General features: G+C 54.7%; 23 protein-coding genes and 2 pseudogenes. 21 read left to right on the plus strand and 4 right to left on the minus strand.

What is annotated here, in order from left to right:
• Positions 1–59: 59 nt before the first annotated feature.
• Positions 60–1,286, minus strand: coding sequence for a hypothetical protein (locus WJU16_RS19315; RefSeq protein ID WP_341835054.1), 1,227 nt, complete (start codon positions 1,284–1,286; stop codon positions 60–62).
• A pseudogene (locus tag WJU16_RS19320) lies at positions 1,283–2,494 on the minus strand (DUF4270 family protein); the annotation flags it as partial. The pseudogene WJU16_RS19320 and the gene WJU16_RS19315, both read right to left, overlap by 4 nt.
• A 345-nt stretch (positions 2,495–2,839) precedes the next feature.
• Here WJU16_RS19320 and WJU16_RS19325 point away from each other — a divergent pair.
• From WJU16_RS19325 to WJU16_RS19340, 4 genes are all read left to right on the plus strand, one after another.
• Complete coding sequence (locus WJU16_RS19325; RefSeq protein ID WP_341835055.1) at positions 2,840–3,862, plus strand: kelch repeat-containing protein; 1,023 nt, start codon at positions 2,840–2,842, stop codon at positions 3,860–3,862.
• The gene (locus tag WJU16_RS19330; RefSeq protein ID WP_341835056.1) at positions 3,855–4,160 is read left to right on the plus strand and encodes a DUF4907 domain-containing protein; all 306 of its coding nucleotides are present in this window, start codon (positions 3,855–3,857) and stop codon (positions 4,158–4,160) included. Before WJU16_RS19325 ends, WJU16_RS19330 begins: the two co-directional genes overlap by 8 nt.
• A gap of 152 nt (positions 4,161–4,312) precedes the next feature.
• Positions 4,313–5,410 (plus strand): histidine kinase, encoded by a 1,098-nt coding sequence (locus tag WJU16_RS19335; protein ID WP_341835057.1) that lies wholly within the window; start codon positions 4,313–4,315, stop codon positions 5,408–5,410.
• 93 nt (positions 5,411–5,503) lie between these two features.
• Entirely contained in the window at positions 5,504–6,196 is a 693-nt protein-coding gene (locus WJU16_RS19340; RefSeq protein WP_341835058.1) for a LytTR family DNA-binding domain-containing protein, read from the plus strand.
• Between the two features lie 176 nt (positions 6,197–6,372).
• Here WJU16_RS19340 and WJU16_RS19345 read toward each other — a convergent pair whose 3' ends face one another.
• Complete coding sequence (locus WJU16_RS19345) at positions 6,373–7,500, minus strand: cysteine desulfurase family protein (protein WP_341835059.1); 1,128 nt, start codon at positions 7,498–7,500, stop codon at positions 6,373–6,375.
• Positions 7,501–7,621: 121 nt separating this feature from the next.
• On the minus strand, positions 7,622–9,004 hold the full coding sequence (gene glmM / locus WJU16_RS19350; protein WP_298715671.1) for a phosphoglucosamine mutase: 1,383 nt from the start codon (positions 9,002–9,004) through the stop codon (positions 7,622–7,624).
• 171 nt (positions 9,005–9,175) lie between these two features.
• On the opposite strand from glmM, the gene WJU16_RS19355 reads away from it, so the two are divergent.
• From WJU16_RS19355 to WJU16_RS19440, 17 genes and pseudogenes are all read left to right on the plus strand, one after another.
• Positions 9,176–11,197, plus strand: coding sequence for an LTA synthase family protein (locus tag WJU16_RS19355; protein ID WP_341835060.1), 2,022 nt, complete (start codon positions 9,176–9,178; stop codon positions 11,195–11,197).
• A gap of 15 nt (positions 11,198–11,212) precedes the next feature.
• Complete coding sequence (locus WJU16_RS19360) at positions 11,213–11,962, plus strand: methyltransferase domain-containing protein (RefSeq protein ID WP_341835061.1); 750 nt, start codon at positions 11,213–11,215, stop codon at positions 11,960–11,962.
• A complete protein-coding gene (locus tag WJU16_RS19365) occupies positions 11,962–12,543 on the plus strand; it encodes a phosphatase PAP2 family protein (RefSeq protein WP_341835062.1) in 582 nt (193 codons plus the stop codon). Before WJU16_RS19360 ends, WJU16_RS19365 begins: the two co-directional genes overlap by 1 nt.
• The gene (locus WJU16_RS19370; protein ID WP_341835063.1) at positions 12,540–13,274 is read left to right on the plus strand and encodes a ZIP family metal transporter; all 735 of its coding nucleotides are present in this window, start codon (positions 12,540–12,542) and stop codon (positions 13,272–13,274) included. Before WJU16_RS19365 ends, WJU16_RS19370 begins: the two co-directional genes overlap by 4 nt.
• Before the next feature lie 24 nt (positions 13,275–13,298).
• A complete protein-coding gene (locus tag WJU16_RS19375; RefSeq protein ID WP_341835064.1) occupies positions 13,299–14,585 on the plus strand; it encodes a hemolysin family protein in 1,287 nt (428 codons plus the stop codon).
• A gap of 258 nt (positions 14,586–14,843) precedes the next feature.
• Positions 14,844–16,397, plus strand: coding sequence for an aromatic amino acid ammonia-lyase (locus WJU16_RS19380; protein WP_341838678.1), 1,554 nt, complete (start codon positions 14,844–14,846; stop codon positions 16,395–16,397).
• A gap of 42 nt (positions 16,398–16,439) precedes the next feature.
• Positions 16,440–17,168 (plus strand): 3-oxoacyl-ACP reductase FabG, encoded by a 729-nt coding sequence (gene fabG, locus WJU16_RS19385; RefSeq protein WP_341835065.1) that lies wholly within the window; start codon positions 16,440–16,442, stop codon positions 17,166–17,168.
• A gap of 79 nt (positions 17,169–17,247) precedes the next feature.
• Entirely contained in the window at positions 17,248–18,468 is a 1,221-nt protein-coding gene (locus WJU16_RS19390) for a beta-ketoacyl-[acyl-carrier-protein] synthase family protein (RefSeq protein WP_341835066.1), read from the plus strand.
• 116 nt (positions 18,469–18,584) lie between these two features.
• Entirely contained in the window at positions 18,585–18,842 is a 258-nt protein-coding gene (locus WJU16_RS19395) for an acyl carrier protein (RefSeq protein WP_341835067.1), read from the plus strand.
• Positions 18,842–19,654, plus strand: coding sequence for a lipid A biosynthesis acyltransferase (locus WJU16_RS19400; RefSeq protein WP_341835068.1), 813 nt, complete (start codon positions 18,842–18,844; stop codon positions 19,652–19,654). The genes WJU16_RS19395 and WJU16_RS19400 overlap by 1 nt, the downstream gene beginning before the upstream one ends.
• 78 nt (positions 19,655–19,732) lie before the next feature.
• A complete protein-coding gene (locus WJU16_RS19405; RefSeq protein ID WP_341835069.1) occupies positions 19,733–20,152 on the plus strand; it encodes a 3-hydroxyacyl-ACP dehydratase in 420 nt (139 codons plus the stop codon).
• 13 nt (positions 20,153–20,165) lie between these two features.
• Entirely contained in the window at positions 20,166–20,819 is a 654-nt protein-coding gene (locus tag WJU16_RS19410; protein ID WP_341835070.1) for a hypothetical protein, read from the plus strand.
• A 27-nt stretch (positions 20,820–20,846) separates the two neighbouring features.
• On the plus strand, positions 20,847–21,272 hold the full coding sequence (locus WJU16_RS19415; protein WP_341835071.1) for an acyl-CoA thioesterase: 426 nt from the start codon (positions 20,847–20,849) through the stop codon (positions 21,270–21,272).
• A 403-nt stretch (positions 21,273–21,675) separates the two neighbouring features.
• Positions 21,676–22,209 (plus strand): annotated as a pseudogene (locus tag WJU16_RS26145) (beta-ketoacyl synthase N-terminal-like domain-containing protein); the annotation flags it as partial.
• Positions 22,210–22,429: 220 nt separating this feature from the next.
• The gene (locus tag WJU16_RS19430) at positions 22,430–23,497 is read left to right on the plus strand and encodes a class I SAM-dependent methyltransferase (RefSeq protein WP_341835074.1); all 1,068 of its coding nucleotides are present in this window, start codon (positions 22,430–22,432) and stop codon (positions 23,495–23,497) included.
• A 19-nt stretch (positions 23,498–23,516) separates the two neighbouring features.
• Positions 23,517–24,767, plus strand: a complete 1,251-nt coding sequence (locus WJU16_RS19435; protein WP_341835075.1) for an NAD(P)/FAD-dependent oxidoreductase — start codon at positions 23,517–23,519, stop codon at positions 24,765–24,767.
• Entirely contained in the window at positions 24,767–25,381 is a 615-nt protein-coding gene (locus tag WJU16_RS19440; RefSeq protein WP_341835076.1) for a hypothetical protein, read from the plus strand. The genes WJU16_RS19435 and WJU16_RS19440 overlap by 1 nt, the downstream gene beginning before the upstream one ends.

A 25,381-nucleotide genomic window follows, 5' to 3' on the forward strand; every position in this document is an offset into this window, starting at 1 on the left:
TTTTGGGGTTGCCGTATAAAGGTTTAAGAATGGTTTAACTGATTACCCGCCGGAGCGATTTACAATTCCCTTCGTTTATAGAACCAATTGTCGCGTAGGGAAAGATGCAGCACGACATTGAAGTAATTTTCCTGTACAAGCCCCTTCGTGGTAACGCCGCGTTGGCCGCCTTCCACGCCAAGATAATACCGCAGGTGGCCAGTGCGGCTGGGTAACGACACGCCCGCCGAAACGCTGAAATCTTCCAGCGGCTGTTCTTTCACCTGGATGTAATTCTTCTGGAACGCCGCGCCCAGCTGGAGAACCATACCTTCGGCCTCGCGGCCGTAGAAATCCAGCCGCCTGAAATTAAATTCCATCCCGCCGGCATACCGTTCCGCTTTCATATACTGGTACGATGCGCCGCTTTTATTGGCGTTTCTCCAATCCTGTTGCTTGTAATCCGCCAGCCAGGTAAGGTTGCCAGTGCCTGCGCTGAGCCCGAGGCCCAGCTGTGACGGAATCTTGTATTCGGCCGACGTGGTTTTTTCCTGGTAAAGCACGGTTCCGTCGGACGACCGGATGCTGAAATCCCCGCTGCCGCGCAGGGTAGTGGCGAGGCGATAGTTGGCGCCGGCGCCGAGGGTCCAATCCCCGATTTTGCCCAGGTATTGCAAGCCGGCGGTGAAGTTCAGATTGCGGTAGTAAAGGTCGCGGGAAGTATGGACGGCGTCGCTGGCCAGGCTGTCGATCGTGTTGATAGGGCCGAAGATGATGGCAGAGGAAACTCCGGCGCTGAGGTTCTTTGTGATCCGCACACCGTTGCTGATGTAAAGCCGGTTCAGCCCGCCGCTTCCCTCAATTGCATTGCGCACATTTTCCGCAACGCCCTCGATGGGCGTAGTGTTGAGCATTTTGTAATCCACGCGGCTGTAAGGCATGAGACCGATGCTGATCCCCCAGCGCTCATGCGCCTTGAACCCCACAGCGAACCGCCTGAACGCGATGTCGCCGGCGGATTGGGAGTTGCTGGCCGTGTTGTATTGCACGGTTTTGCCGGACATGCCCGCTTCAAAATAGAACATCTGCATCGGCAAAGCCGTGTATGATGCAGGGTTCTGTTCGTTCAGGAACTGCCCCGACTGCCGGGCGATCCCGGCGCTGCCCACGCCGAAGTTACGGCTGTAGTCGCGCTCTTCCAGGTCGCCGATGCCGAATGCGGAATACAGCGAGTTGACGCCTTTCTGCGCCGCCACGCGGCCGGAGATCAGCAGTAAAAAACAAACGGTGGTATAAATGCGCGTCATTGGTATAACAGGTAATAAATCTTCAGATGCGCCCGGTAGCCTTCGTGCCTGGCATCTCCCAGCACCAGGCGGTTCAGCTGGGAATAGTATTCGCCCGCCGCGGGTAAAACCAGCAGCCCCATGTAATTGGCGTTGTTGCCGGTTGCCATGGCAGTGCAATAAGTGGTGACGTCGTATGTGTAGCGCGTTTTTTCCGGGTACAGCAAATCGGTGACGAGGTCGCCGTACTGGAAGCCTGCCACCGTGGCGAGCGTATCGCTCACCAACTGGTTTTTATCCGCCGGGCACAGGGTAATCCGCGGCGGCAAAGCGTATTGTGCATATGTCGGGTTCACGGGTGTGAGGATCAGCTGCGCTTCCATCACACGGCCGTATTTGGACAGCATGGGCAGGTTTGCGAGCGAAGGAAAATCCAGCCGGATCACCATGCCCGTGGCGGATTGCAGCCAGGCGCGGTTGCCCGCGTCGCTGCTCAGGAGGCCCGCAGGGCCGGGAGCCAATCCGGCCAGCGGGGTACCGCTCCTGTCAACATGCACTTCGTTGTATTGTAATTCAGGATTGCCCATCGGAAAATCAATCATGTATTCCTCGATTTCAGCAGTGGAAATATGATAATGCAGCCGCATCAACACCGTACTGTCCGACGCCGGAATGCGGAACATGGCCGATCCGCGGGTAGCCCTCAGTTGCAGGCCTTTCATATAATCTAGGAACAGCAGGTCGGAGGATACGTCTTCGGATTTCGAACGGATCTTTTCCATCAGCTCGCGCCCGAATTCGTCGCGCAGGCGGAGGCTGATGCTGTTGCCGCTGCGCGGAAGCACCGAAACGAATTCCCGGGCCAGCGGCGTGGATGCGCGCGGGAAGACATGATGCGTATAAAACATCGTTTGGTCGTCGTCCAGCTCCAGCGTGCGGGAAAGCTGGTATACGGACCATTCCTGGCCGGGCAGGGTATCGCCGTAGGAATAGCTGTCTGGTTGGAAGATGATCTCGATGGAATCGTACACCGCGTTTTCAGTCAGCTCCGGAAAAGATGCCGGCCGTGTGATGCGGAAGTTGGCCGCCACATCGATCCGGCCCGTTTCGGGATCGGTGTACCCGCCGGCCAGGAGGTAGCCGGTGGCCGACGCGGGAACGGAATCGAGCTGCAGGGTACGCATGTCGATGCCGACTGTATCGATAAGCGAGTAACGGACGTTGCCGCCGGGGGCTACGTCTTCATAAAAAAACCGCTTTTGTCACAAGCCGCGAAGCCGGTAATCGCGGCCATCGCCAGAAGTTTCCATTTCATATCGCCGCAATGATAAAAGACGGCAGCGCACCTGCGGATAGGGATTATGCGGCCGGGGCTATTTTGTCGATCATTTCCCCAAATTCACCGTTCAGTGCCGGAAACGAGCCGGAAAAGGGCGCTCCGGGGCCAAACGGTAAAAGCCGCTGACTGGCAGATGAAATCGGGGGATTGGTCAGGATACGCGGCTGTTCCGTCTATTTTAAAGTACCTGTAACAGTTCGCCGGATAATTTTGACCGGGTTAAAAAACAATTTCTATGCAGAAAGGAAAATTATTCGGATGGATGCTGGCGGCGGTAGTGTTGTCGGCATGTTCTAAAAACGACGACACGGAAGACGAGAACAACGGCAACTGGAAAGAGCTGCCCGAAATGTCGGCTTCTCCGCGCTCAGAAGCCGTGGCGTTCGTGATCGGCGATACGGCGTACATCGGCACGGGATTCGACGGCGACAAACAATTGCGCGACTTCTGGAAATATAATCCCGCCAACGGCTGGAGCCAGTCCGCCAACCTGCCCGCCGAAGCCGCCGCGCGCAGCAGCGCCACCGCCTTCGTCATAGATAAGAAAGCATATGTGGGAACGGGCTTCGACGGAAAAGTAAGGCTCAACGATTTCTGGTGTTATAGCCCCGAAACGGGCAACTGGGAAAAGAAAGCGCCGCTCGTAGGCCCCGATCCCTCCATCAGTCTGGCCCGCCGCGATGCAGTCAGCTTCGCCATCAACGGGAAAGGGTACGTGGCCACGGGCAACGACGGCAGCGGCACCAAAGACGTATGGATGTATGATCCCACGGCCGACCAGTGGCTCGCCCGCCAGAGTTTCGGCGGGAGCAAACGCACCGAAGCCGTGGCTTTCGTGCTGGGACAGAGCGCTTACATTGTTACCGGTACCAACAACAGCGAACTGAAAAACGACATGTGGGTGTACGACGCCGCCGCGGATAACTGGACCCAGAAAAACAAGATCGCCAATGTATCCGATGAGTCTTTTGACGATGAATACAACATCGTAACCAGCCAGGCGGTGGCATTTGCCGTGAACAACAAAGCGTACGTCGTAACCGGCACCGGTAACGGTATCAGCAAAGCCACCTGGGAGTACGATGGCGTAACTGACCGCTGGACGAAGGTCCGCGACTTCGAAGGCGCCGCGCGCTACAGTGCCGTGGCGTTTGTGTTGGGAGGTAGGGGACATGTGGCGGCAGGCCGCACGGGCAGCCTTCCGCTCGATGACGTGTATCATTTCGAACCGAATGCGACCTACAACGAAAATGATTAGGCAGTCCATCGCATCGTTACTGCTAACGCTGGCCGCGGTTGGCTCCCTGCCCTCGTGCAGGGAGCGGCCATACCGGCTGGCGACAATGCCCGTGCAGCAGGGCTGGGCTTACCGCATTACGTACCGCGGCAAGCCGCTGATTTACCAGGAGCATATTCCGGCCATTCCGGGCTTTCACCCGTTCCGTACACAAATTGATGCGCACCGGACCGGGGCGCTCGTTCTGCAGAAACTGGAAAGTGGTGTTATCCCTTCGCTGAGCGAACAGGAGATCGACAGCCTGCAACTGGCGCGGTAATTTTTAACACTTGCTTAAGAACCCGGAAACCTGTTTTAACACTTGGTTAAGAGGAATGTGCCGTAAGTTTGAGCCGCATCACACCTATGGTCAGTTGGAGGAAAATACTAAGTAACCGGATCGTCGTAATTTGTTTGCATATTTCAGTTTGGGTGTTGCTGTTTCTCTTTCCTTTTTTCGCGTATCGCATACGGGTAGACAATCACTTGTTTTACTGGAAGGAAGGGGTGAACATGCTGTTCATCACCGGGTTGTTTTATTTGAATTATTACGTCCTGATTCCGCGCTTCTTCACGCGCAGGCGTATCGGCATCTACATTGGCGTGGTGCTGCTGGCGCTGGCGGGGATCGGGTTGCAGCAGGCGCAGGTGGAGGTTGTCTTCATGAAATACCTGCACATGCGTGGAGAGCGGCCCTTCATGATAGCCGGGCGCATGGGCGGCGGAGCGATGTTCGCCATGCGGACGAGCACCGCAACAGCGGCCTGGGGCGCAGACGTGCAGCCGGTACGACATGCCCATTTCATCAATGCGGATACCATGGGGATGCAAGTCAGCGCGGCGCAGGTTTTACCGGATACGTTGATGCCAGCGCCGATGTTGCGGCATGGCGGGATGCGGGAGCGGAATATTTTCGGGATGTTCCTGTTCCCGGATATTTTCCGGAAGTCCGTCACATTTGCGTTACTGGTGCTGGTGATCGGCGGGTTCATCAAAGTGGCGGCGGAATGGTTCAGGAGCGAGCAGCAAAAGGAAGCGCTTAAAGTAGCGAACCTCAACGCAGAGTTACGTTTCCTGCGGTCGCAGATCAATCCGCATTTTCTTTTCAATAGTTTGAATACGGTATATTCCCTGGCGCACCGGCAGAGCCCCGAAACGGAGCATGCTTTGGTGAAGTTGTCGAATATATTACGTTATATGATTTACCAGAGCAATGAAGACAAGGTGTTGCTGGCCAATGAAATCCGCTACCTGCAGGATTTTATCGACATGCAACGGCTTCGCTTGTCGAGCCAGGTGCCGGTGGAAGTGGAGATAGCCGGCGACCCGGCGGGACTGCGGATCGCGCCGATGCTGCTGATTCCTTTCGTGGAGAATGCGTTCAAGCATGGCGTGAGTTATGAAGAGCCGTCGTGGATCCACATTGGGGTGGAGATATCGGGCGGCGGGCGGTTGCGGTTGCGGGTGCGGAACCGGTTGCTGGAGCGGCGCGTGTCGGAAAAGGGGGCGTGGGATTGGGGAATACCCTGAAGCGGTTAGAGCTGATGTACAAAGATGCACATGAGATCACGATCAGAGAGCAAGGAAACGAATTTATTGCTGACTTAATAATTGCTTTGAAACATGATGAAGTGCATTGCGTTGGATGACGAGCCGCTGGCGCTGGAAATTATCGCTGATTTTGCCGCCAAGGCCCCTTTCCGGATGGAGCTTACAACGTTTACGAATGCCTCCCGGGCGCTGGGTTTTTTGCAGCAGGAGCCGGTGGATTTGATTTTCCTGGACATAAAGATGCCCGATATCACAGGGATCCAGTTTATCAAATCGCTGAAACGACCGCCGATGGTGATCTTTACCACCGCCTATGAGGAATACGCGCTCGACGGGTACAACCTCGATGTAGTGGATTACCTCCTCAAGCCCATTCCCTTCGAACGTTTCATCAAAGCTGTTACCAAAGCAGAAGAGTACCGTTCCATTTCGGCGCCGCGCCAACCGGAGACGGATTATATTTTCGTCAAAACCGAATACCGCATTATAAAAATCAACCTCGAAGACATCCTCTACATCGAGGCGCTGAAGGATTATATCAAGATCTACACAGCCAATCAGCCGATCCTCACGCTGAAAAGCCTCAAGTCGTTTGAAACGCGCCTGCCGAAAGACAAGTTCATGCGCGTGCATCGTTCCTACCTTGTGGCGATGAACAAAATAAATTCCGTGGAACGCAATACGGTGATGATCGCCAATCAATCCATTCCCATCAGCGAAGGCTACCGAGACAAGTTCTACGACGTGATCACAAGGCATTCATAAGGTATATATACCGCGTCAAAAAATGAATAAAGTGAATACATTTCCGCATTGATTTTATCCCTGCATTTTTTACATAATTAAAGAGTCAACATGGGAATTGAAGGAATAAAACTGCATTATACTGCATAAAAAAACCGGCAGGAAACTCCTGCCGGTTTTTACTATCGATATACAATTTAGATCAACTCTTTCAGCTTCGTCACTACTGTGTCTACTTCTGCTTTCGTGTTGGTATGCGAGAAGGAGAAGCGCACCGCGATGCGGTTAGGGTCGCTGCTGAGGGCGCGGATCACGTGGGAGCCAGCGTCGGCGCCGGAAGTGCAGGCGCTGCCGCCGGAAGCACAGATGCCGTTGATGTCGAGGTTGAAGAGCAGCATTTCGCTTTTCTCCGTTTTTGGGAAGGAAACGCTCAGCACGGTGTAAAGGCTGCGGCCTTTGAGGTCGCCGTTGAACCCTACGCCGGGGATGTGCTGCTCCAGCTGCTCCGCCATATACATCCGGAGGTCATTGATGTAGGTGCTATGTTGTTCGTGGTTTTCCGTCGCCATTTCCAGCGCTTTGGCAAACCCTACGATGCCGTAGAGATTCTCGGTGCCGGCGCGCATATTCCGCTCCTGCGAACCACCCATCAGGTAAGGATGGATCTTCACGTTTTCGTTGATATAAAGAATGCCCACGCCTTTGGGGCCATGGAATTTGTGCCCGGCGCCATTGATGAAATGAACCGGGGTGTTGCGCAGGTCGAAGGGATAATGGCCCACCGTCTGCACGGTATCGGAATGGAAGATGGCGTCGAACTCCTTGCAGAGGTTGCCCACCGCGTGGATATCGAGCAGGTTGCCGATCTCGTTATTGGCATGCATGAGGGTCACCAGCGTGCGCTCCTTGCTTTCTGCCAGGAGGCGACGCAGGTCTTCCATGTCCACATGCCCGTCGGGCAGCAGTTTCACCCAGGAAAGCCGGATTTCGTCGCGGCAATAAACATGTTCAACGGTATGCAAAGTAGCGTGGTGCTCGATAGGGGAGCTGATGATGTGGCGGCAGCCCAGGTCGCGGATCGCCGCGTTGATCGCCGTATTGGTGCTTTCGGTTCCGCCGGAAGTGAAGAAAATCTCTCCCGGATTGGCATTCAGGATCTTTGCAACGGATTTGCGGGCATTTTCCACACCCAGCCGCGATTCACGGCCATATGAATAAATAGAGGACGGATTGCCGAACTTTTCTGTCATATACGGCAGCATGGTGTCCAAAACGGCCGGGTCGAGTGCCGTGGTGGCGGCATTGTCGAAGTAAATTCTTTCCAAGGTCGTGCGGGTTTGGTGGTTTTTGATTAAAAAAGTGCCACAAAATTACGGAATTGCCAACAAAGAAAAACGGATGGCCGTTATTTCAGCCATCCGTCATCCATATGTTAGTCTATAGGAATTATATAAATTCCTTGATATCCTGCATGATCTTACGGGCGATATTGTCGGCCGTGGTCTCGTTCTGGCTTTCGGCGTAAATGCGGATAATCGGCTCGGTGTTGGACGTGCGCAGGTGCACCCAATCTTTGTCAAACTCGATTTTCAGCCCGTCTTCCGTGTTCAAAGGCTGGTTTTTGTACTTGCCTTTGATCTTTTCGAAGATCTCCTTCACGTCGATCCCTTTGTCCAGCTCGATCTTATTTTTGCTGATGAAATAATCCGGGTACGAATTGCGGAGGGCTTTCATCGTTTTCTTGCTTTGCGCCAGGTGGCTCAGGAACAGCCCGATGCCGATGAGGGCGTCGCGGCCATAATGCAGGTCCGGAACGATGATGCCGCCGTTGCCTTCGCCGCCGATCACCGCGTTCACGGCTTTCATTTTATTTACAACATTCACCTCGCCAACCGCCGAAGGATGGTATTCACCGCCGTTTTTAAGGGTGATATCTTTCAGCGCCTGGGTGGAGCTCATGTTGGATACGGTATTGCCCTTGCGGTGCTTTAGCACGTAATCCGCCACTGCCACCAGGGTGTATTCCTCGCCAAACATGCTGCCGTCTTCGCAAACAAAGCAGAGACGGTCCACATCGGGGTCAACGGCGATACCGAAATCTGCGTTGCTTTTATCCACCTCATTGCTGAGCGCGGTGAGATTTTCGGGCAGAGGCTCCGGGTTGTGGGCGAATTTGCCGGACACATCGTCGAACAGCGTCGTCACTTCCTTCACGCCGAGGGCCTTCAGGAGGGCGGGCACGAAAATAGCGCCGGTGGAGTTGACTGCGTCTACCACCACTTTGAAACCGGCTGCTTCGATGGCAGCCTTGTCTACCAGCGGGTAATTCACCACCAGGTCGATGTGTTTCTGGAGGTAGGAATCGTCTTTACGGTACGATCCGAGTTTGTTCACGTCTGCGAAAGTGAAATCTTCCCGGGCGGCGATATCGAGCAGTTCCGCGCCGTCTGCGCCGGAAATAAACTCGCCTTTCGCGTTGAGGAGTTTCAGGGCGTTCCATTCGCGGGGGTTGTGGCTGGCGGTCAGGATGATGCCGCCTGCAGCCTGTTCGAGGGGAACGGCAATTTCCACGGTGGGCGTGGTGCTGAGGTCCAGGTCCACTACGTCAATGCCCAGGCCGTTAAGGGTGGAAACAACCAGTTGCTTGACCATTTCCCCGGAAATCCGGCCGTCTCTTCCGATCACCACTTTCCTGTTCTCCGCGTTCTGCTTCAGCAGCCATGTACCGTAAGCCGCGGTGAACTTTACCACGTCGACAGGGGAAAGTCCTTCGCCGGGCTTGCCGCCGATGGTGCCGCGAATTCCCGAAATTGATTTAATCAGTGCCACTTTATTGGATTTTTTTAGGATGGCAAAGATAATCGATTCCGGGTTTATCGGCCCCGCTAATTTGTCAGGTCCCCAAAGCCTCCCGGGATGTTGCGGCAATTAGTGTATATTTGCCGCTACGTATAAAATTTTACGGGAATATAACTTAAGCGAAATAATAAGATAACTAAGATGATGCAGCTTTGGTCGCGGATACCCAGATACATCCGGTATATTTTTACCCAGACCTTGTACCTGTTCGGTTTCCTCGTGGCGTGGCGCCTGATCTTTTACTTTTTCTTCTTCACCACCACCATCCGCGAAAGTGGCGCCATCGGCAAGGCCTGGCATCTCGGCCTCAAGTTCGACATGCGGCTGGCCCTGATCTGCATGGCACCCATCGCCCTGCTGGCTTTTATCTCGCGCGACCGCCTTTTCGGCCCAGGGTGGCTCCGCAGGCTGCATTTCGGCTATCTCGGCATATTGTACGTATTCCTTACTTTCTTTTACGTGACCGACCTGGGGCACTACAGTTACCTCGGCATCCGTATCGAGCCCTCCGTCACCCGCTTCCTCGCCCAGGGCGAGCGCGCCACCAACGCCCGGATGCTCTGGGAAAGCTACCCGGTCATCAAAGGCGCCATCGGCATACTGCTATTGCTGGCTTTCGTTATCTGGTCGTACCGCTCCATCTTCCGCCACTACGCCAACCAGGAGGGCGTGCCCGTACGCCCCAAAGCCTTCGCGGCCTGGGTGGTAGGCATCATCCTGCTGTTCGCCGCGGGGATTTACGCTAACGTCGCCTATTTCCCCCTGCGCTGGAGCCAGGCCATGTTCACCCGCGATAACGGCATTACGTCACTCGCCCTCAACCCGGTGCTGTATTTCGTGTCCAACTTCTCGGTGAAAGACGATACCTACGACATCAACCTGACGAAAAAATATTATAACCCGATCGCGGAATACCTCCAGGTCGATCATCCTGATTCCGTAGCGCTGCATTACGCCCGGACCGTGAAGGGCGACTCCCCCGGCAAACGCCCCAATGTGGTGATCGTGATGCTTGAATCTGGCGGCGCGGCTATGACTTCCATGTTCAATAACCCCACCAAAGCCACGCCCAACCTGCAAAAACTGGCAGACGAAGGCCTGTTTTTCGATAATTTCTACGTGCCGGCTATGAGCACCGCGCGGACCGTCTTCGGCGTCACCACCGGGCTCCCGGATGTCTGCAAGTTCAAAACCGCTTCCCGCCACCCGGGGATTGTGGACCAGCGGGTGATCATGGACCAGTTCGATGGCTACGAAAAATATTACCTGCTCGGCGGCAACACCAACTGGGCCAATATCCGGGCGGTTTTCACCAATAACGTGGATGGCATCCAGATCTTCGAAGAAGGGTATTTCAAGGCGCCCAAGGCCGATGTTTGGGGCGTTTCCGACTTCGACCTGATCACCGAATCCGACGAAATCTTCCGGAAAGCCCACGAGGCGGGGAAGCCTTTTGTGGCATTCCTGCAAACGGCCGACAACCACGAGCCCTACACCACCACCGCCGGCAAAGGCGATTTCCGGAAACTGACGGGAAAAGAAGTGGACGCCGCGGCTTTCAAGGCGGCCGGCTGGCTGTCGGTGGACCAGTTCAACGCCATGCGCTACCTCGATTACAACGTGGGCTACCTGATGGAGCTGGCGGAAAAATCCGGTTACCTCGACAATACGATCTTCGTGTTTTTCGGCGACCATTCGGCCCGGCTAAACCCTTTCAAACATATGCCGCTGCCGGAATACGAGATGGGCACCTTCGTGGACCACGTGCCCTGCATCATCTGGGCGCCGAAAATGGTGCAGCCGCGGAAAATCAGCCGGATGACCAGCCTGCTCGACGTGTACCCGACTGTGGCGAAAATGGCCGGGGTGGATTTTACCAATTACACGATGGGCGTGGATATGCTCGATACCACCTTCGCCGGGGAGCGTTACGCTTTCGTGGTGTATAACCGGGGCGAGACGTTTTACGGGCTGATGGGGAATAAATACTTTTGTGAAATAGGGATGGAAACGGGAAAGATGCGGTTGTACGACCTGGAAAGCAACCCCATGGCGGATATAAGCCAGCAGCAACCGGAAATCGCGGAAAAACTGGATAAATTAACCCGCGGGTTTTACGAATCCTCCCGATATTTGATGTTTAACAACAAGAAACCGAAATAATACGACCGACACGACATGGAAGTGCCGAAACAATGGTTCAAAGACTGGTTCAATTCACCGTATTATCACCTGCTGTACAGCAACAGGGATGAGCGGGAAGCATCTGCATTCATAGACAAGCTGGTGGATTACCTGCGCCCTTCGCCCGGCGCGCTCATGCTGGACGTGGCCTGCGGCCGCGGGCGGCATGCCAAATACCTGGCGGACAAAGGATTCAACGTTACCGGCATCGACCTGTCGGAAGAAAGCATCGCCGCGGCGCGGAAGCTGGAAAACGGGCACCTGAGCTTTTTCCAGCACGACATGCGGCTGCCGTTCCGGATCAATTATTTTGACATCGTATTCAATTTCTTCACCAGTTTCGGGTATTTCGAAACCCGGCATGAGAACGATAACGCCCTGCGGACGCTGGCCAACAGCCTGAAACCGGGCGGAAGGCTGGTGCTGGATTACCTGAACAGCTCGTTTGTGGCCGCGCACCTGGTGCCGGCGGAGATCCGGGAGAAGGAAGATGTGGTGTTTGATATCCACCGCGAGGTGGCGGGCGGGAAGTTCCTGAAGGAGATCCGTATCCTCGACCGGAGGAAGCTGTTCAGGACAACGTTCGCCGAGCGCGTTTCGGCGTTTACCCTGGCGGATTTCCGGGAGATGTTCGCGCTGCAGAAGCTCGAGATCACGGATGTTTTCGGGGATTATCATTTTAACACCTTCGATGAGGCGCATTCTCCGCGGCTGATCCTCGTCGCCCAAAAACCAACTTCCTGATGGGAACCTTGCTCACCTGGGACCTGGTCCTGTTTTTCAACATCAACAGTAAATGGACGAGCCCTTTCCTGGACAGCTGGCTGCCCTGGATGCGGGAGCCCTATTTATGGGCCCCCCTGTACCTGTTCCTGCTTGTGCTGGTGTTATATAACTGGGGCTGGAAAGGCTTTTGGTGGATCGTATTCTTCATCCTGACTTTCGCCATGTGCGACCAGGGCAGCAGTTTCCTGAAGGGCCTCGTAGGCCGTTTGCGGCCTGCGAATGATCCGAATATCGCGCCGTATGTGCGTATTATGGTTGGATATTACCCCCAAAGCGGGAGTTTCACCTCTTCACATGCAGCCAACCATTTCGGGCTGGCCATGTTTTGTTTTTTAACACTCCGTTCCTATTTACGCCGCTGGGCCTGGCTGTTTTTCGTGTGGGCGGCGGTGATTTGCTACGCGCAGGTATATGTGGGGGTTCACTACCCGACAGACATCCTGGGCGGGGCGCTGCTGGGCTGCCTGGCGGGCACCCTGGGCGGAGGGTTCTTCAACCGCAGGATCGGGCTGGATCCATTACCTGAACGTACAACATGAACATAGCTTATCTCATACTCATCCTGGCCGCCACCATCGCTGGCGGCATGATCCCCATGATTTTCAAGCGGATCAGTCCCGGCCTGCCGATTTACCTGCTGGCGTTTACAGGCGCTTTCCTGTTCGGGGTAACGATCATGCACCTGCTGCCCGAAGTGTACCACGAGCTGGGGCATTCCGCGGGGATTTATATCGTGCTCGGCTTCTTTTTGCAGGTGTTCCTCCAGCAGCTGAGCCATGGCATGGAGCACGGGCATACCCATCTGCCGCAGGCGCAGGGGCACCATCCTATCGCGGTGACGCCGCTGCTGGTGGGGCTTTCCATCCACGCTTTCATGGAAGGCATCCCGCTGGGGTTCCATTTTGAAGACAAATCGGCCCTGCCTTCACTCATGCTGGGCGTGATGACCCATAAAATTCCCGAATCCCTCACGCTCATCACCGTGATGATCCATGCAGGGCAATCCCGCGGGAAACTCTGGCGCATACTCATCATTTTCTCGCTTGTCACGCCTTTTTCGGCCCTGCTGGCGGGATGGATGGGAGAGAAGTCGGAAACCGTCACCCATTCGCTGATTTACATCGTGGCGCTGGTGATCGGGGCCTTCCTGCATATCTCCACAACGATCTTTTACGAAAGCGGTACCAAACACCACGAACTCAGCGGTAAAAAGATTTTGGCTATCGCCATCGGCCTCGCGCTGGCATTTGTTACCCTGATATTTGAATAATTAATTATTTTTAGGCTTAATATTATGGAAGTCGTCATTATCCTCGTCCTCATATTGCTAAACGGCATCTTCTCAATGGCGGAGATTGCCCTGGTTTCCGCAAGGAAAGCGCGCCTCGAAAGCGCAGCCAAGCAGGGGGACGACAAAGCCAAGGCAGCGCTGAAGCTGTCCAATTCCCCGGACACGTTTTTGTCCACCGTCCAGATCGGCATTACGCTGATCGGTATTTTGACCGGTTTGTATTCCGGCGAACAACTGAAGGAAGATGTAAAAGGCTTCGTAATGCAATGGCCGGCACTTGTCGCCTACAGCAACGCGATTGCCACGGCCATCATCGTCATCTGCGTTACGTATTTTACCCTCGTGCTGGGCGAATTGCTGCCTAAGCGCATCGGCCTGGCGAACCCCGAGTTGATCGCCAAGAACGTAGCCAAGCCCATGACCTTCATTTCCCGCGTTACCTTCCCGTTCGTCTGGCTGCTGAGCCGCTCCACCGCGGCCCTCGTAAGCCTCTTCGGGCTGAAGCGCTCGTCGGACAACAACGTGACGGAGGAAGAAATCAAGGCCATCATTTCCGAGGGTACCTCTTCCGGCGCCATCGAGGAAACCGAGCAGGAAATCATCGAACGGGTGTTCCACCTGGGCGACCGTAATATCACTTCCCTCATGACGCACCGGACCGACATCGTTTGGCTCGACGTCAACGAGGAAATGGAATCCTACAAACGCAAGATCAAACAGGCCCCGCACTCCGTTTACCCCGTGTGCGAGGGGCAGATCGACAATATCCGCGGCATCCTCACGATCAAGGACCTGTACACCGCGGGCAACGTGGCCGTGCTGAAGGATATCATGAAGAAACCCCTCTTCATCCCGGAAAACAATTCCGCCTACCAGGTGCTGGAAAAATTCAAGGAAACCCAGATCCATGCCGCGTTTATCGTGGATGAATACGGTACTTTCCTCGGGATGATCACCCTGAACGATATCCTGGAAGCCATCGTAGGTGATATGCCGGAGACCGGCCAGGACGATTACAACATGGTTAAACGGGAGGATGGAAGCTATCTCGTTGACGCTCAGATACCTTTCTACGATTTTCTCTCCGAATTCGATATGGAAGACCAGATGGCGGAGTTCGAACAGGAGTTCGACACCCTCGCCGGATTCATTCTACACCACCTCGAACACATCCCCCAAACCGGTGAAAAGCTGGAATGGCGCAAGTTTACCTTCGAAATCATCGACATGGACGCACACCGGATCGACAAAATTCTGGTGACTCCGCCTGCGAATATTGAAGAAGAGTAATAAATTTACATCCCGAAATGCACCTCAAAAGGCATTTCGGGAATGTATTGCCAGACCGGAACCGAACGAGACAGGAGACCTCCACCTAACATTGAAAGATCTAACTAGTTGAATGCCAAAGGAGTATGATAGCCCCTGCCCGTCCGCGAAAAATTGGAGACTGGATATTAGGAAAAAAACATCTTTATCTTAATTTTGAGCGCTTTTTTACATAAACAAATAATTTAATTTAATATAATGGTTGTACTAGGAAGTAAGGTGCTTTCTTTGGAAGAAGTACATAGAGTTTTGTTTGAAGGGGAAGAGTTGGTACTCGATGCAACAGCCGTACAGCATGTGAATGACAACTTCAGTTTCCTGAAGGTATTTTCCGCCAAGAAGCTCATTTACGGGATCAATACGGGTTTTGGCCCTATGGCGCAATACCGCATACCGGAGAAAGACACGCTCGAACTGCAATATAACCTCATCCGCAGCCACAGTTCGGGAGCGGGCAAATGCCTGGCGCCCATCCACACCAAAGCCCTGATGATCGCCCGGCTGAGCAGCTTCATGCAGGGCTATTCCGGGGTGCATACCGACCTGGTGTACCTCCTCCGCGACCTGATCAACCATAATATTTACCCCTGCATTTACGAGCACGGCGGCGTGGGCGCGAGCGGCGACCTCGTGCAGCTGGCCCACCTGGCGCATGCGCTCATCGGGGAGGGGAATGTTTTATACGAAGACGAGATCCGCCCGGCAGCGGAAGTTTTCGAACAGCTGGGGCTCAAACCGCTCACGGTGCACATCCGCGAAGGGCTCGCCCTCATCAACGGCACTTCGGCCATGACGGGCATCGCGCTGGTCAACCTCATCGAAGCCCGCAAACTGCTGCTCTGGAGCTGCTCCCTCAGTGCCATGATCAACGAAGTGGTAGAGGCGTTCGACGATCACCTCAGCTACGAGCTCAACATCGTAAAGCGCCATACCGGTCAGAACAAAGTCGCGGAAATGATGCGCGGCATGCTCGAAGGATCCAAAATGATCCGCCACCGGCCCGATCACTTCTATAAAGAACTGGAAGAAGAAATTTTTAAAGACAAAGTACAGGAATATTACTCCCTGCGCTGCGTTCCGCAGATACTCGGCCCCATTTACGACATCCTCATGCAGGCCGAAACCATCATTGTGGGCGAGCTCAACTCCGTGAGCGACAACCCGGTGGTGGACCATAAGCAGGAAAACGTGTTCCATGGCGGCAATTTCCACGGCGATTACATTTCGCTCGAAATGGATAAATTGAAAATCGCCATGACAAAACTGTCCATGCTCAGCGAGCGCCAGCTCAATTATCTCATGAACGACAAGCTGAACCACAAGTTCCCGCCGTTTATGAACCTCGGCAAGCTGGGCTTCAACTTCGGCATGCAGGGCGTGCAGTTCACCGCTACCTCTACCGTGGCCGAGAACCAGACCCTCAGCTACCCGATGTATCTGCACAGCATCCCGAACAACAACGACAACCAGGATATCGTGAGCATGGGCTGCAACGCGGCGCAGCTGACGTATAAAGTGATTGAGAATACCTTCGAAGTGCTGACGGTGCAGGTGATGACGCTCCTCCAGGCAGTGGATTACCTGAATTGCCAGGACCGCCTGGGCGCCTTCACTTTCAAGATCTATCAGGACATCAGGGCTATTTTCCCTAAATTTATCGACGACGCGCCCCGTTATGCAGACGTGCAGCGCATCAAGGCTTACCTCATGCGGCACGAGCCCGTAGTGGCCGAGCAAACCGTAGGGAAGCGGAAGAAATCTTCCGTGCAGTAGCAATATTATTAAGAAACAACAGCATAAGAAACAATTACACGGATGAAATGCGCATTGATAACAGGAGGTTCCCGCGGCATCGGCAGGGCGGTTTGCGTCAGGCTGGCGGAGCAGGGATATCATATCCTGATCAATTATAAAGGCAATACGGCCGCGGCGGAAGAAACCCTCGAAGCCGTACGCCAGCAGGGTACAGACGGCACTTTGCTCAAATTCGACGTCGGCAACGAAACCGAAGTGAACGAAGTGCTCGGCGCCTGGATAGACGCCAATAAAGACAAACAGATCGAAGTGCTGGTGAACAACGCCGGCATCCGGGAAGACATGCTGCTGTTCCAGATGTCGACCGAGAAATGGAAGAGCGTCCTCGACGCGAGCCTCGACGGCTTTTTCTATGTAACCAAGCTGGTGCTGACCGGTATGCTCATGAAGCGCTACGGCCGCATCGTGAACATGGTGTCGCTTTCCGGTTTGAAGGGAACCCCCGGCCAGGTGAACTACAGCGCCGCCAAGGCCGGCCTCATCGGCGCAACTAAAGCCCTCGCGCAGGAAGTCGCCAAGCGCAACGTAACCGTCAACGCCGTGGCGCCCGGTTTCATCCGGACTGACATGACCGAGGGCCTGCCCGAAAAGGAGCTTTCCGCCATGGTGCCCATGCAACGCTTCGGTACGGCCGAGGAAGTAGCGGAGGCAGTGGCGTTTTTGTCGTCTAAAGGCGCTTCCTACATCACGGGGGAGGTCCTCAACATCAACGGCGGGCTCTATTCCTGATTCCGCGGCAGCAGGCAGCATAGTAAAACAAAACGAACCAGGGGCCCCGGGGCTCCGCGATGATAACTCAACATAGCGCATGAACAGAGTAGTGATCACAGGCATAGGCATTTATTCCTGTCTCGGTAAAAACCTGGAGGCGGTGAAGGATTCCCTTTTCCAGGGGCGTTCCGGCATCGTGTTGGATCCCGAGCGCAAGGCGTTTGGCTACCGTTCGGGGCTCACCGGCATGGTGGACCGTCCGGAGCTGAAGGGTTTGCTGGACCGGCGCGCGCGGCTGATGATGCCCGAGCAGGCGGAATATGCCTATATGAGTACGCGTGAGGCGCTGGCCATGGCTAAAATGGACCAGGATTACCTGGACTCCCGGGAAGTAGGGCTCCTGTTCGGCAACGACAGCTCCGCCAAACCGGTAGTGGAAGCCACTGATATTATACGCGAAAAGAAAGATACGATGCTCGTGGGCTCGGGGTCAGTTTTCCAGACCATGAACTCCACGGTCAATATGAACCTGGCCACCATTTTCCGCATCAAGGGCGTGAATTTCAGCGTGAGCGCGGCCTGTGCCAGCGGTTCCCATGCCATCGGGCTGGGGTATATGTTTATCCGTTCGGGCATGCAGGACGCGGTGATCTGCGGCGGCGCCCAGGAGATCAACCTGTACGCCATGGGCAACTTCGATGCCATCGCCGCTTTTTCGGTGCGCGAAAGCGATCCCGCCCGGGCTTCCCGGCCTTTCGACCGCGACCGTGACGGCCTGGTGCCTTCCGGCGGCGCGGCCACCGTTATCCTCGAAAGCCTCGAATCGGCACAGCGCCGTGGCGCCACGATCCTGGGCGAAGTGCTGGGATACGGTTTTTCCAGCAACGGGGCGCATATCAGCAACCCCAGCGTGGAAGGCCCCACCCGCAGCCTGGAAATGGCCCTGCGGGACGCGAACCTCCAACCGAAAGACATCGGTTACATCAACGCCCACGCCACTTCCACCCCCGCCGGCGACGCCAGCGAGGCCAAAGCCATCTATTCCGTGTTCGGCGAATGCAACACACCTGTCAGCTCCACCAAGGGGATGACAGGGCACGAATGCTGGATGGCCGGGGCGAGCGAAATCGTGTACTCCATGATTATGATGCAAAACGGCTTTATGGCCCCCAATATCAATTTCGAAAACCCCGACGACGATTCAGCGAAACTGAACATCGTTACGAATACACTTAATAAAAATTTTAATATATTTTTGTCTAATTCCTTTGGCTTTGGGGGCACTAATAGCTCCCTCATCGTTCGGAAATGGGAATAATTCAGACATATGGGCCGTGTTGGACGGGTTTTTGTTAATTTTGTCCTGCGCCCTGCTGCGAACCTACAGGATGCAAAGTGAAAACTGTCTAACCTATATCTGGAACACTTAAGTTTATGGAAATCAAGGAGATCATTCAAAAAACCAATGCTTTTCTGGCGGAAGAATTCGAAGTTTCCCCCGAGAGCATTACCCCCGAGGCCGATCTGAAAGCCACGCTGGAACTGGACAGCTTGGACTATATCGACCTCGTAGTAGCCATTGAGAACAATTTCGGATTCAAAGTGAAACCGGAGGATTTCCAGGGCATCGTTACGTTCCAGGATTTTTATGATTATGTTATCGAACGTGTTAAACAAAAAGAACTGGTATAATGCCATCCTGGCAGGGTAAGTCCAAGGGAAATAAGCTCGGATACCGGATCTTCATTGGTGTATTGCGATATGGAGGCGTTCGCCCGGCTTATTTCCTGCTGGTATTCGTTTCTATCTATTATTGCCTGTTCTCCTATAGCACTGCCCGGTCGATGTACCGGTTTTTTCGTTATAAGATGGATTACAGCCGGTGGCGTTCCATGACGTCCGTTTACCGGAATATTTATATTTTCGGCCAGACGTTGATCGACAAAGTGGTGGTGATGGCCGGGATCCCCAATCGTTTCAGCTTCGATTTCGATGGAGAAGAACGGCTTCACGCGATGGTTCATAGCGGGAAGGGCGGTATCATGCTCAGCGCGCACCTGGGCAACTGGGAAGTGGCGGGGCATTTGTTTACCCGGCTCAACACGAAAATCAATATTGTGATGTTCGATGGGGAGCATGAAAGAATTAAAAGTTACCTCGAAGGCGTAACGGGAGGGAGGAATGTGCATGTCATTGTATTGAAGGATGACCTTTCGCATATTTACGCCATCAACGATGCGCTGGCCAAACAGGAACTGGTATGCATGCACGCCGACCGTTTCCTGCCCGGCAATAAAACTTCGGAGAAGATGTTCCTGGGAACGCCGGCGCGCTTTCCCGTGGGGCCGTTTCTCCTGGCATCCACTTTCAGGGTGCCTGTTTCGTTTGTGTTCGCCTTCAAGGAAACCGCCACGCATTATCATCTATATGCCACCGATCCCAAAGTATACCCCGGCGCAAAACAGGGGGGCTGGATCAGTCGATGGAAGATTTTGTGGGTGTGATGGAAGAGAAAGTGCGGAAATACCCGCTGCAATGGTTCAATTATTATGATTTCTGGTCTAAAGACTGACAATACGCTTATGCATCAAGACGATATTACCGAGTTTATCCCGCAGCGCCCGCCGATCGTTATGATCAGCCGGCTGGTGGAAGCAGACGATAAAACCATCCGCACCGAGCTCGACGTAGCGGCGGATAACGTGTTTGTGGAAGAAGGAAAGCTCATGGCCCCGGGGCTCGTGGAAAACATCGCGCAAACCGCCGCGGCCAGGGTCGGGTTCCTCGCCAAAAGAGACAACGTACCCGTTCCCCTCGGCTTCATCGGCGCCATCCAAAACCTCGAAATCCTGGAGCTCCCGCCCGCAGGTGCCACCCTTCAAACGGAAATCATCATCACCCACGAGCTGTTCAACGCCACTGTGGTGAAAGGGGCCGTTTCCCATGAAGGCCGCATCCAGGCACAATGTGACATGAAAATTTTCATCGCCAAAGAAAAATAAAACAAGAGTCACCATGAAACTGAAAAATCTCGTTCTGCCCCTGATCGCAATCGCCCTGAGCGCATCCGCCGCAAACGCACAAAGCAGCAAAGACGTATTCGACACCGACGTGAAACTGACCTGGATCGGCCTCGACTGGACCAAAACCCACATCATCGGCGACGCCGCCGCCAAAGCAGACCAGATCGTAGACAAAAACTTCGTGGAAGTGAACCAGAAAGTGGTGAACGAATACAAGAAATTCGACGTGGCCAAAGCTTTCCGCCGCAGTGAAGTGAGCACTGACATCGGCCCGGTTAACAAAAGAACCGCGAAGATCGATCCCGACCAGCTCCTGTCCGACAACTCTGACGATTACCAGCACCTCAAGCCGGAAGACATCACCACACTCGTGAAAGGCTTCGATTTCAACGGCAAAACCGGCATCGGAATCGTTTGGTTCGTGGAAGGCATCAACAAAACCAAAAAGGAAATCTCCGCATACGTGACGCTGGTAGACATGAAAGCCAAAAAAGTGCTGTTCACCGAGCGTATGGTAGGCAAAATGGGCGGTAAATTCGGCGTGGCTTTCGGGTATGCAAATATGTACCTGTCCGGTGTGAAATCCATCCTGGACGATATCGAAAAAGACAAGTACAAAGAATGGAAATCCACCTACGGCGGATAATTTATAAATAACAGAATCAACTTATTCATGCAACCTGTATTGAGCGAAGAAGCGGAAGTCCTGGTCCGGTTTAATGAAGCAGATCCGCTGGGCATCGTGTGGCACGGCAATTATATCCGGTATTTCGAAGACGGGAGGGAAGCTTTCGGCGCGAAATACAGGTTGCGTTATCTCGACATTTTCGCGGAAGGGTACACCGTGCCCATTGTGAATGTAGAGTGCAATTACAAACGGCCGTTGCGGTATGGCGACCGCGTACTGGTGGAAACCCGGTACATCCCTACCGAGGCCGCCAAGATCCGTTTCGAGTACACATTGTACAACGCCGCCACGCGTGAAGTGGTTTGCACGGGCGCCTCCGTGCAGGTATTCCTCGACAAGGAAGCCGACATCCTGCAACTCACCGTTCCGGCGTTTTTCGCGGAATGGAAAAAACAGTGGGGGGTGTCATGACGAAGGTTTATGTAGCTGCGGAAAACATCGTGTCGCCCCTGGGGCTCACGGCACCGGCCAACTTTGAGCGTCTCCTCACCGGAGAAAGCGGCATCCGCCGCCAGCCCGGCGGATTCTTCGCTTCCGCCGTGCCCGATGAACTCCTGCAACCTGCCGTACAAGCGGGGGGCTGGCATCGAACACCCGTTTCGAGCAGCTGTTGGCCCTCAGCATCCGCGACGCCCTTTCCCGCACGAAAGTGCCCATCGGCGATCCGCGCACCGCCTTCATCCTGTCTACCACTAAAGGCAATATCGCCCTGCTGGAGCAAGGAAAGGCCGGTACAACAGACGCCTCCCTGCTGCTGCCCGCCACCGCCGCCCGTGTAGCCGGGATCGTGGGAGCGGCCGCGCAGCCAATTGTGGTGAGCAACGCCTGTATTTCAGGCCTCCTCGCCATCCTTATCGCACAGCGCCTCATCCGCGCCGGGCGATACGACCATGCCGTGGTTTGCGGCGCCGACGAACTGACGCGCTTCGTACTTTCCGGTTTCCAGTCGTTCCAGGCCGTTTCCGACGAGCCCTGCCGCCCATTCGACGCAGCCAGGAAAGGCGTGACGCTGGGGGAAGGCGCGGCTACGGTCGTTTTAACAAAGGACACAACATTGTTGCCGGCCGGCGAGGCCGTCCTCCTTGGCGAAGGCGCTTCCAGCAACGATGCGAATCATATTTCCGGTCCGTCGAGGACGGGCGCCGAGCTGGCCTCGGCGCTTACGGCCGCGATGCGCCGGAGCCAACTGGAGCCGGAAGACATCGGCTTCGTATCGGCACACGGCACCGCCACGCTGTACAACGACGAAATGGAAGCCAAAGCATTCCATCTCGCGGGATTGCAGGATGTTCCGGTCAACAGTCTCAAAGGCAACTATGGCCATACCCTTGGTGCGGCGGGGCTGATCGAGACGGTGGCGGGGATATATGCGATGAAACACGGCGTTGTATTGCCCACGGCCGGTTTTGAATCATCCGGAATCAGCCAACCGTTGTTGGTGAGCAGTAAACCCGAACAGCGCGACATCCGTCATTTCCTCAAGACCACATCCGGTTTCGGGGGTGCAATGCGGCGATGGTGTTCAGCAGGGTTGCATTGTAAAAAATTAAAAAAACGCAGATCAACGTATGAACTTTTTTACGAAGGAAACGAAAACCGCATTACAGGCGAAAGAACAGGCACTCTGGCTGGCTTTTGCTCCCATCGCCTTCCAGGCCTCCAAGGCTTTGAGGGATATGGGCGTCCTCAAAGCCGTATCCGACGCGGGTATGCAGGGGATCACCATCGAAGAGCTCCTGCCGAAAGTGAACCTCTCCCGGTACTCGCTGCGCGTATTGCTGGAAGCGGGCCTGGGCATGGATATGCTGCTGGTGAACGAGAAACGCTACACGCTCACCAAAACCGGTTTCTTTATCCTGAACGATCCGCTGACCCGCATCAATATGGACTTTTCGCACGACGTGTGCTACAAGGCGATGTACCATTTGCAGGACAGCCTTGCAGAAGGCCGCCCGGCAGGGTTGCAGGAACTGGGACCGTGGGAAACCATCTACCAGGGGCTTTCCATCCTTCCCGAACCCGCCCGCACCAGCTGGTTTAACTTCGATCACTATTATTCCGACCTGGCCTTCCCCGGCGTATTGCCCATCGTGTTCGAACACAAGCCCAAGAAGCTCCTCGACATCGGCGGCAACACCGGGAAGTGGTCCATGGCCTGCGCCGGTTACGACCCCGAAGTACATGTAACTATCATGGACCTGCCCGTGCAGATCAATGTGGCGCGCCAGAATATCGAAGCCGCCGGTTTGCAGGAACGCGTTTCCTTCTTCGAAACCAATATCCTCGACGAAAGCCTGCCGTTCGCGCAGGGCTTCGACGTCATTTGGATGAGCCAGTTCCTGGACTGCTTCTCCGAAGAACAGATCATCAGTATTCTCCGCCGTTGCCGCGAAGCGCTCAACGACGGTGGCAGCGTGTATATCCTGGAACCATTCTGGGACAAGCAACAATTCAAATCCGCAGCGTTCTGCCTGCAGCAGACCTCGCTGTACTTTACCGCCATCGCCAACGGCAACAGCCAAATGTACCATACGGATGAGTTTTACAACTGCATCCGTGCGGCCGGGCTGGAAGTTGTGATGGAGAACAACAACGTCGGGCTGAGTTATACGCTGCTGCGTTGCGTGAAGCAATAAAAAACAAAAACCCTTCCATATGCAAACTGAAAAGGTGGATGTATTAGTGATTGGCGCCGGCCCCTCCGGTACGGTAGCCGCATCCATAATCAACAAGGCCGGCTATTCAGTGAAAATCGTCGAAAAACTGAAGTTCCCCCGCTTCGTAATCGGCGAAAGTCTGTTACCCCGATGCATGGACGCACTGACCGAGGCTGGATTCGTAGATGCCATCTCCGCGAAAGGCTTTCAGCAGAAATCCGGCGCAAAATTCGTCAAGCAGGGAAAAATCTGCGACTTCACCTTTGCCGAGCAGTTTACCCCCGGCTGGCAATGGACCTGGCAGGTAACCCGCGCCGATTTCGACAAAACCCTGGCAGACACGGTAGAGCAGATGGGTGTTCCGGTGGAATATGAAACCACCGTCACCAACATCGTCTTCAACGGCTCCGATTCCACTACCACGGTAGAAGACATTCACGGCAACAGGAAACAGATCGAGGCCCGCTTTATCGTTGACGGCAGCGGATACGGCCGCGTGATCCCCAAACTATTCAACCTCGAAAAAGAATCCGTATTACAACCCCGCAAAGCATTATTCGCGCATACCAACGATGTGCGCCGTTCCATGGCCGACGAACCCAACCGCATCACCGCGGTGGTGCACGATAAAGGCGTATGGATCTGGATCATCCCATTCTCGACGGGCGTCACGTCAGTAGGGTTCGTGGGCGACCACACCTTCCACGACAAATTCACCGGCAGCCAGGAGGAAATGTTCCGCGCCATGCTGGCTTCCGAGCCGTATACCGCAGAGCGCTTCAAAGACGTGGAGCTGGTTTTCGAGCCGCGCAAGCTGGAAGCCTGGAGCGCCACCACCGATAAATTCTACGGCGAAGGGTTCGTGCTCACCGGCAACGTGACCGAGTTCCTCGACCCTATATTCTCCTCCGGCGTAACGCTGGCCACCGTTTCCGCGCAAACCGCGGCCAAACTGGTGATCCGCAAGTTGCAGGGGGAAAATATCGACTGGGAGAAAGAATACATGGAGCCGACCATGCAGGGCGTGAACGTTTTCCGCTCCTACGTGATGGCCTGGTACGAGGGAACGCTCGATACCATCTTCTTCTCCAACAATCCCGATCCGCTCGTTAAAGCGCAGATATGCTCCGTTTTGGCAGGATATGTGTGGGATCAATCCAATCCCTATGTGCAGTTGCATGCCACCGAGCTGAAACGGCTCGCGCGCAAGATCGAACTGACAGAAAAGTTAAACGCGGGAAGTAATTAATGGAAAAACAGGGTATATATATCAACGCCACCTGCAAGATCCGCCGGCACACGGCGGAAAAAAACGGACAGCCCGTTTACGAAGCGCCGCATACAGACCTGCCGGATTTCCTCCGCGGGCTGTACGACCGCTTCAACGGTCAATATCCCAAGTTCCACAAAATGGACCTGCTGTCGAAGCTGGGATGGGCCGCCACGGAAATCCTCCTGCAGGATGTGCCGATGGATCAATATGCCCCCGAAGATACCGGCGTGATTCTCGCCAATGCGAGCAGCAGCCTGGATACGGACGAGAAATATTTCGACACCGTGCACGAGATCGCCAGTCCGGCCCTGTTCGTGTACACCCTCCCCAACATCGTGATCGGGGAGATCAGTATCCGGCACAAGTTCAAAGGCGAAAACGCTTTTTTTGTGTCGGAGAAATTTGACATACCTTTTATAACGGGTTACGCGGCGCAACTGCTGGAAAGCGGCGCGGTCGAAGCCGTGGTGTGCGGTTGGGTGGAGCAATACCACGCCGGGCACGAAGCGGCTTTTTACCTGTTGGAAACAACCCCGCGCGGCCTGGCTTTGCCTTACAGCGCGGAAACAGCGGAAAAATTGTACAGATAA

This window comes from Chitinophaga pollutisoli (assembly GCF_038396755.1).
Taxonomy (GTDB): domain Bacteria; phylum Bacteroidota; class Bacteroidia; order Chitinophagales; family Chitinophagaceae; genus Chitinophaga; species Chitinophaga pollutisoli.

Bases quoted from the DNA above. Each gene is read 5' to 3' on its own strand.
- WJU16_RS19340 (WP_341835058.1), top strand. From the start codon at position 5,504: ATGATGAAGTGCATTGCGTTGGATGACGAGCCGCTGGCGCTGGAAATT.
- WJU16_RS19390 (WP_341835066.1), top strand. From the start codon at position 17,248: ATGAACAGAGTAGTGATCACAGGCATAGGCATTTATTCCTGTCTCGGT.
- WJU16_RS19440 (WP_341835076.1), top strand. From the start codon at position 24,767: ATGGAAAAACAGGGTATATATATCAACGCCACCTGCAAGATCCGCCGG.
- WJU16_RS19435 (WP_341835075.1), top strand. From the start codon at position 23,517: ATGCAAACTGAAAAGGTGGATGTATTAGTGATTGGCGCCGGCCCCTCC.
- WJU16_RS19370 (WP_341835063.1), top strand. From the start codon at position 12,540: ATGAACATAGCTTATCTCATACTCATCCTGGCCGCCACCATCGCTGGC.
- WJU16_RS19400 (WP_341835068.1), top strand. From the start codon at position 18,842: ATGCCATCCTGGCAGGGTAAGTCCAAGGGAAATAAGCTCGGATACCGG.
- WJU16_RS19325 (WP_341835055.1), top strand. From the start codon at position 2,840: ATGCAGAAAGGAAAATTATTCGGATGGATGCTGGCGGCGGTAGTGTTG.
- WJU16_RS19375 (WP_341835064.1), top strand. From the start codon at position 13,299: ATGGAAGTCGTCATTATCCTCGTCCTCATATTGCTAAACGGCATCTTC.
- fabG (WP_341835065.1), top strand. From the start codon at position 16,440: ATGAAATGCGCATTGATAACAGGAGGTTCCCGCGGCATCGGCAGGGCG.
- WJU16_RS19410 (WP_341835070.1), top strand. From the start codon at position 20,166: ATGAAACTGAAAAATCTCGTTCTGCCCCTGATCGCAATCGCCCTGAGC.
- WJU16_RS19405 (WP_341835069.1), top strand. From the start codon at position 19,733: ATGCATCAAGACGATATTACCGAGTTTATCCCGCAGCGCCCGCCGATC.
- WJU16_RS19315 (WP_341835054.1), bottom strand. From the start codon at position 1,286: ATGACGCGCATTTATACCACCGTTTGTTTTTTACTGCTGATCTCCGGC.
- WJU16_RS19430 (WP_341835074.1), top strand. From the start codon at position 22,430: ATGAACTTTTTTACGAAGGAAACGAAAACCGCATTACAGGCGAAAGAA.
- WJU16_RS19395 (WP_341835067.1), top strand. From the start codon at position 18,585: ATGGAAATCAAGGAGATCATTCAAAAAACCAATGCTTTTCTGGCGGAA.
- WJU16_RS19330 (WP_341835056.1), top strand. From the start codon at position 3,855: ATGATTAGGCAGTCCATCGCATCGTTACTGCTAACGCTGGCCGCGGTT.
- WJU16_RS19355 (WP_341835060.1), top strand. From the start codon at position 9,176: ATGATGCAGCTTTGGTCGCGGATACCCAGATACATCCGGTATATTTTT.
- WJU16_RS19360 (WP_341835061.1), top strand. From the start codon at position 11,213: ATGGAAGTGCCGAAACAATGGTTCAAAGACTGGTTCAATTCACCGTAT.
- WJU16_RS19365 (WP_341835062.1), top strand. From the start codon at position 11,962: ATGGGAACCTTGCTCACCTGGGACCTGGTCCTGTTTTTCAACATCAAC.
- WJU16_RS19415 (WP_341835071.1), top strand. From the start codon at position 20,847: ATGCAACCTGTATTGAGCGAAGAAGCGGAAGTCCTGGTCCGGTTTAAT.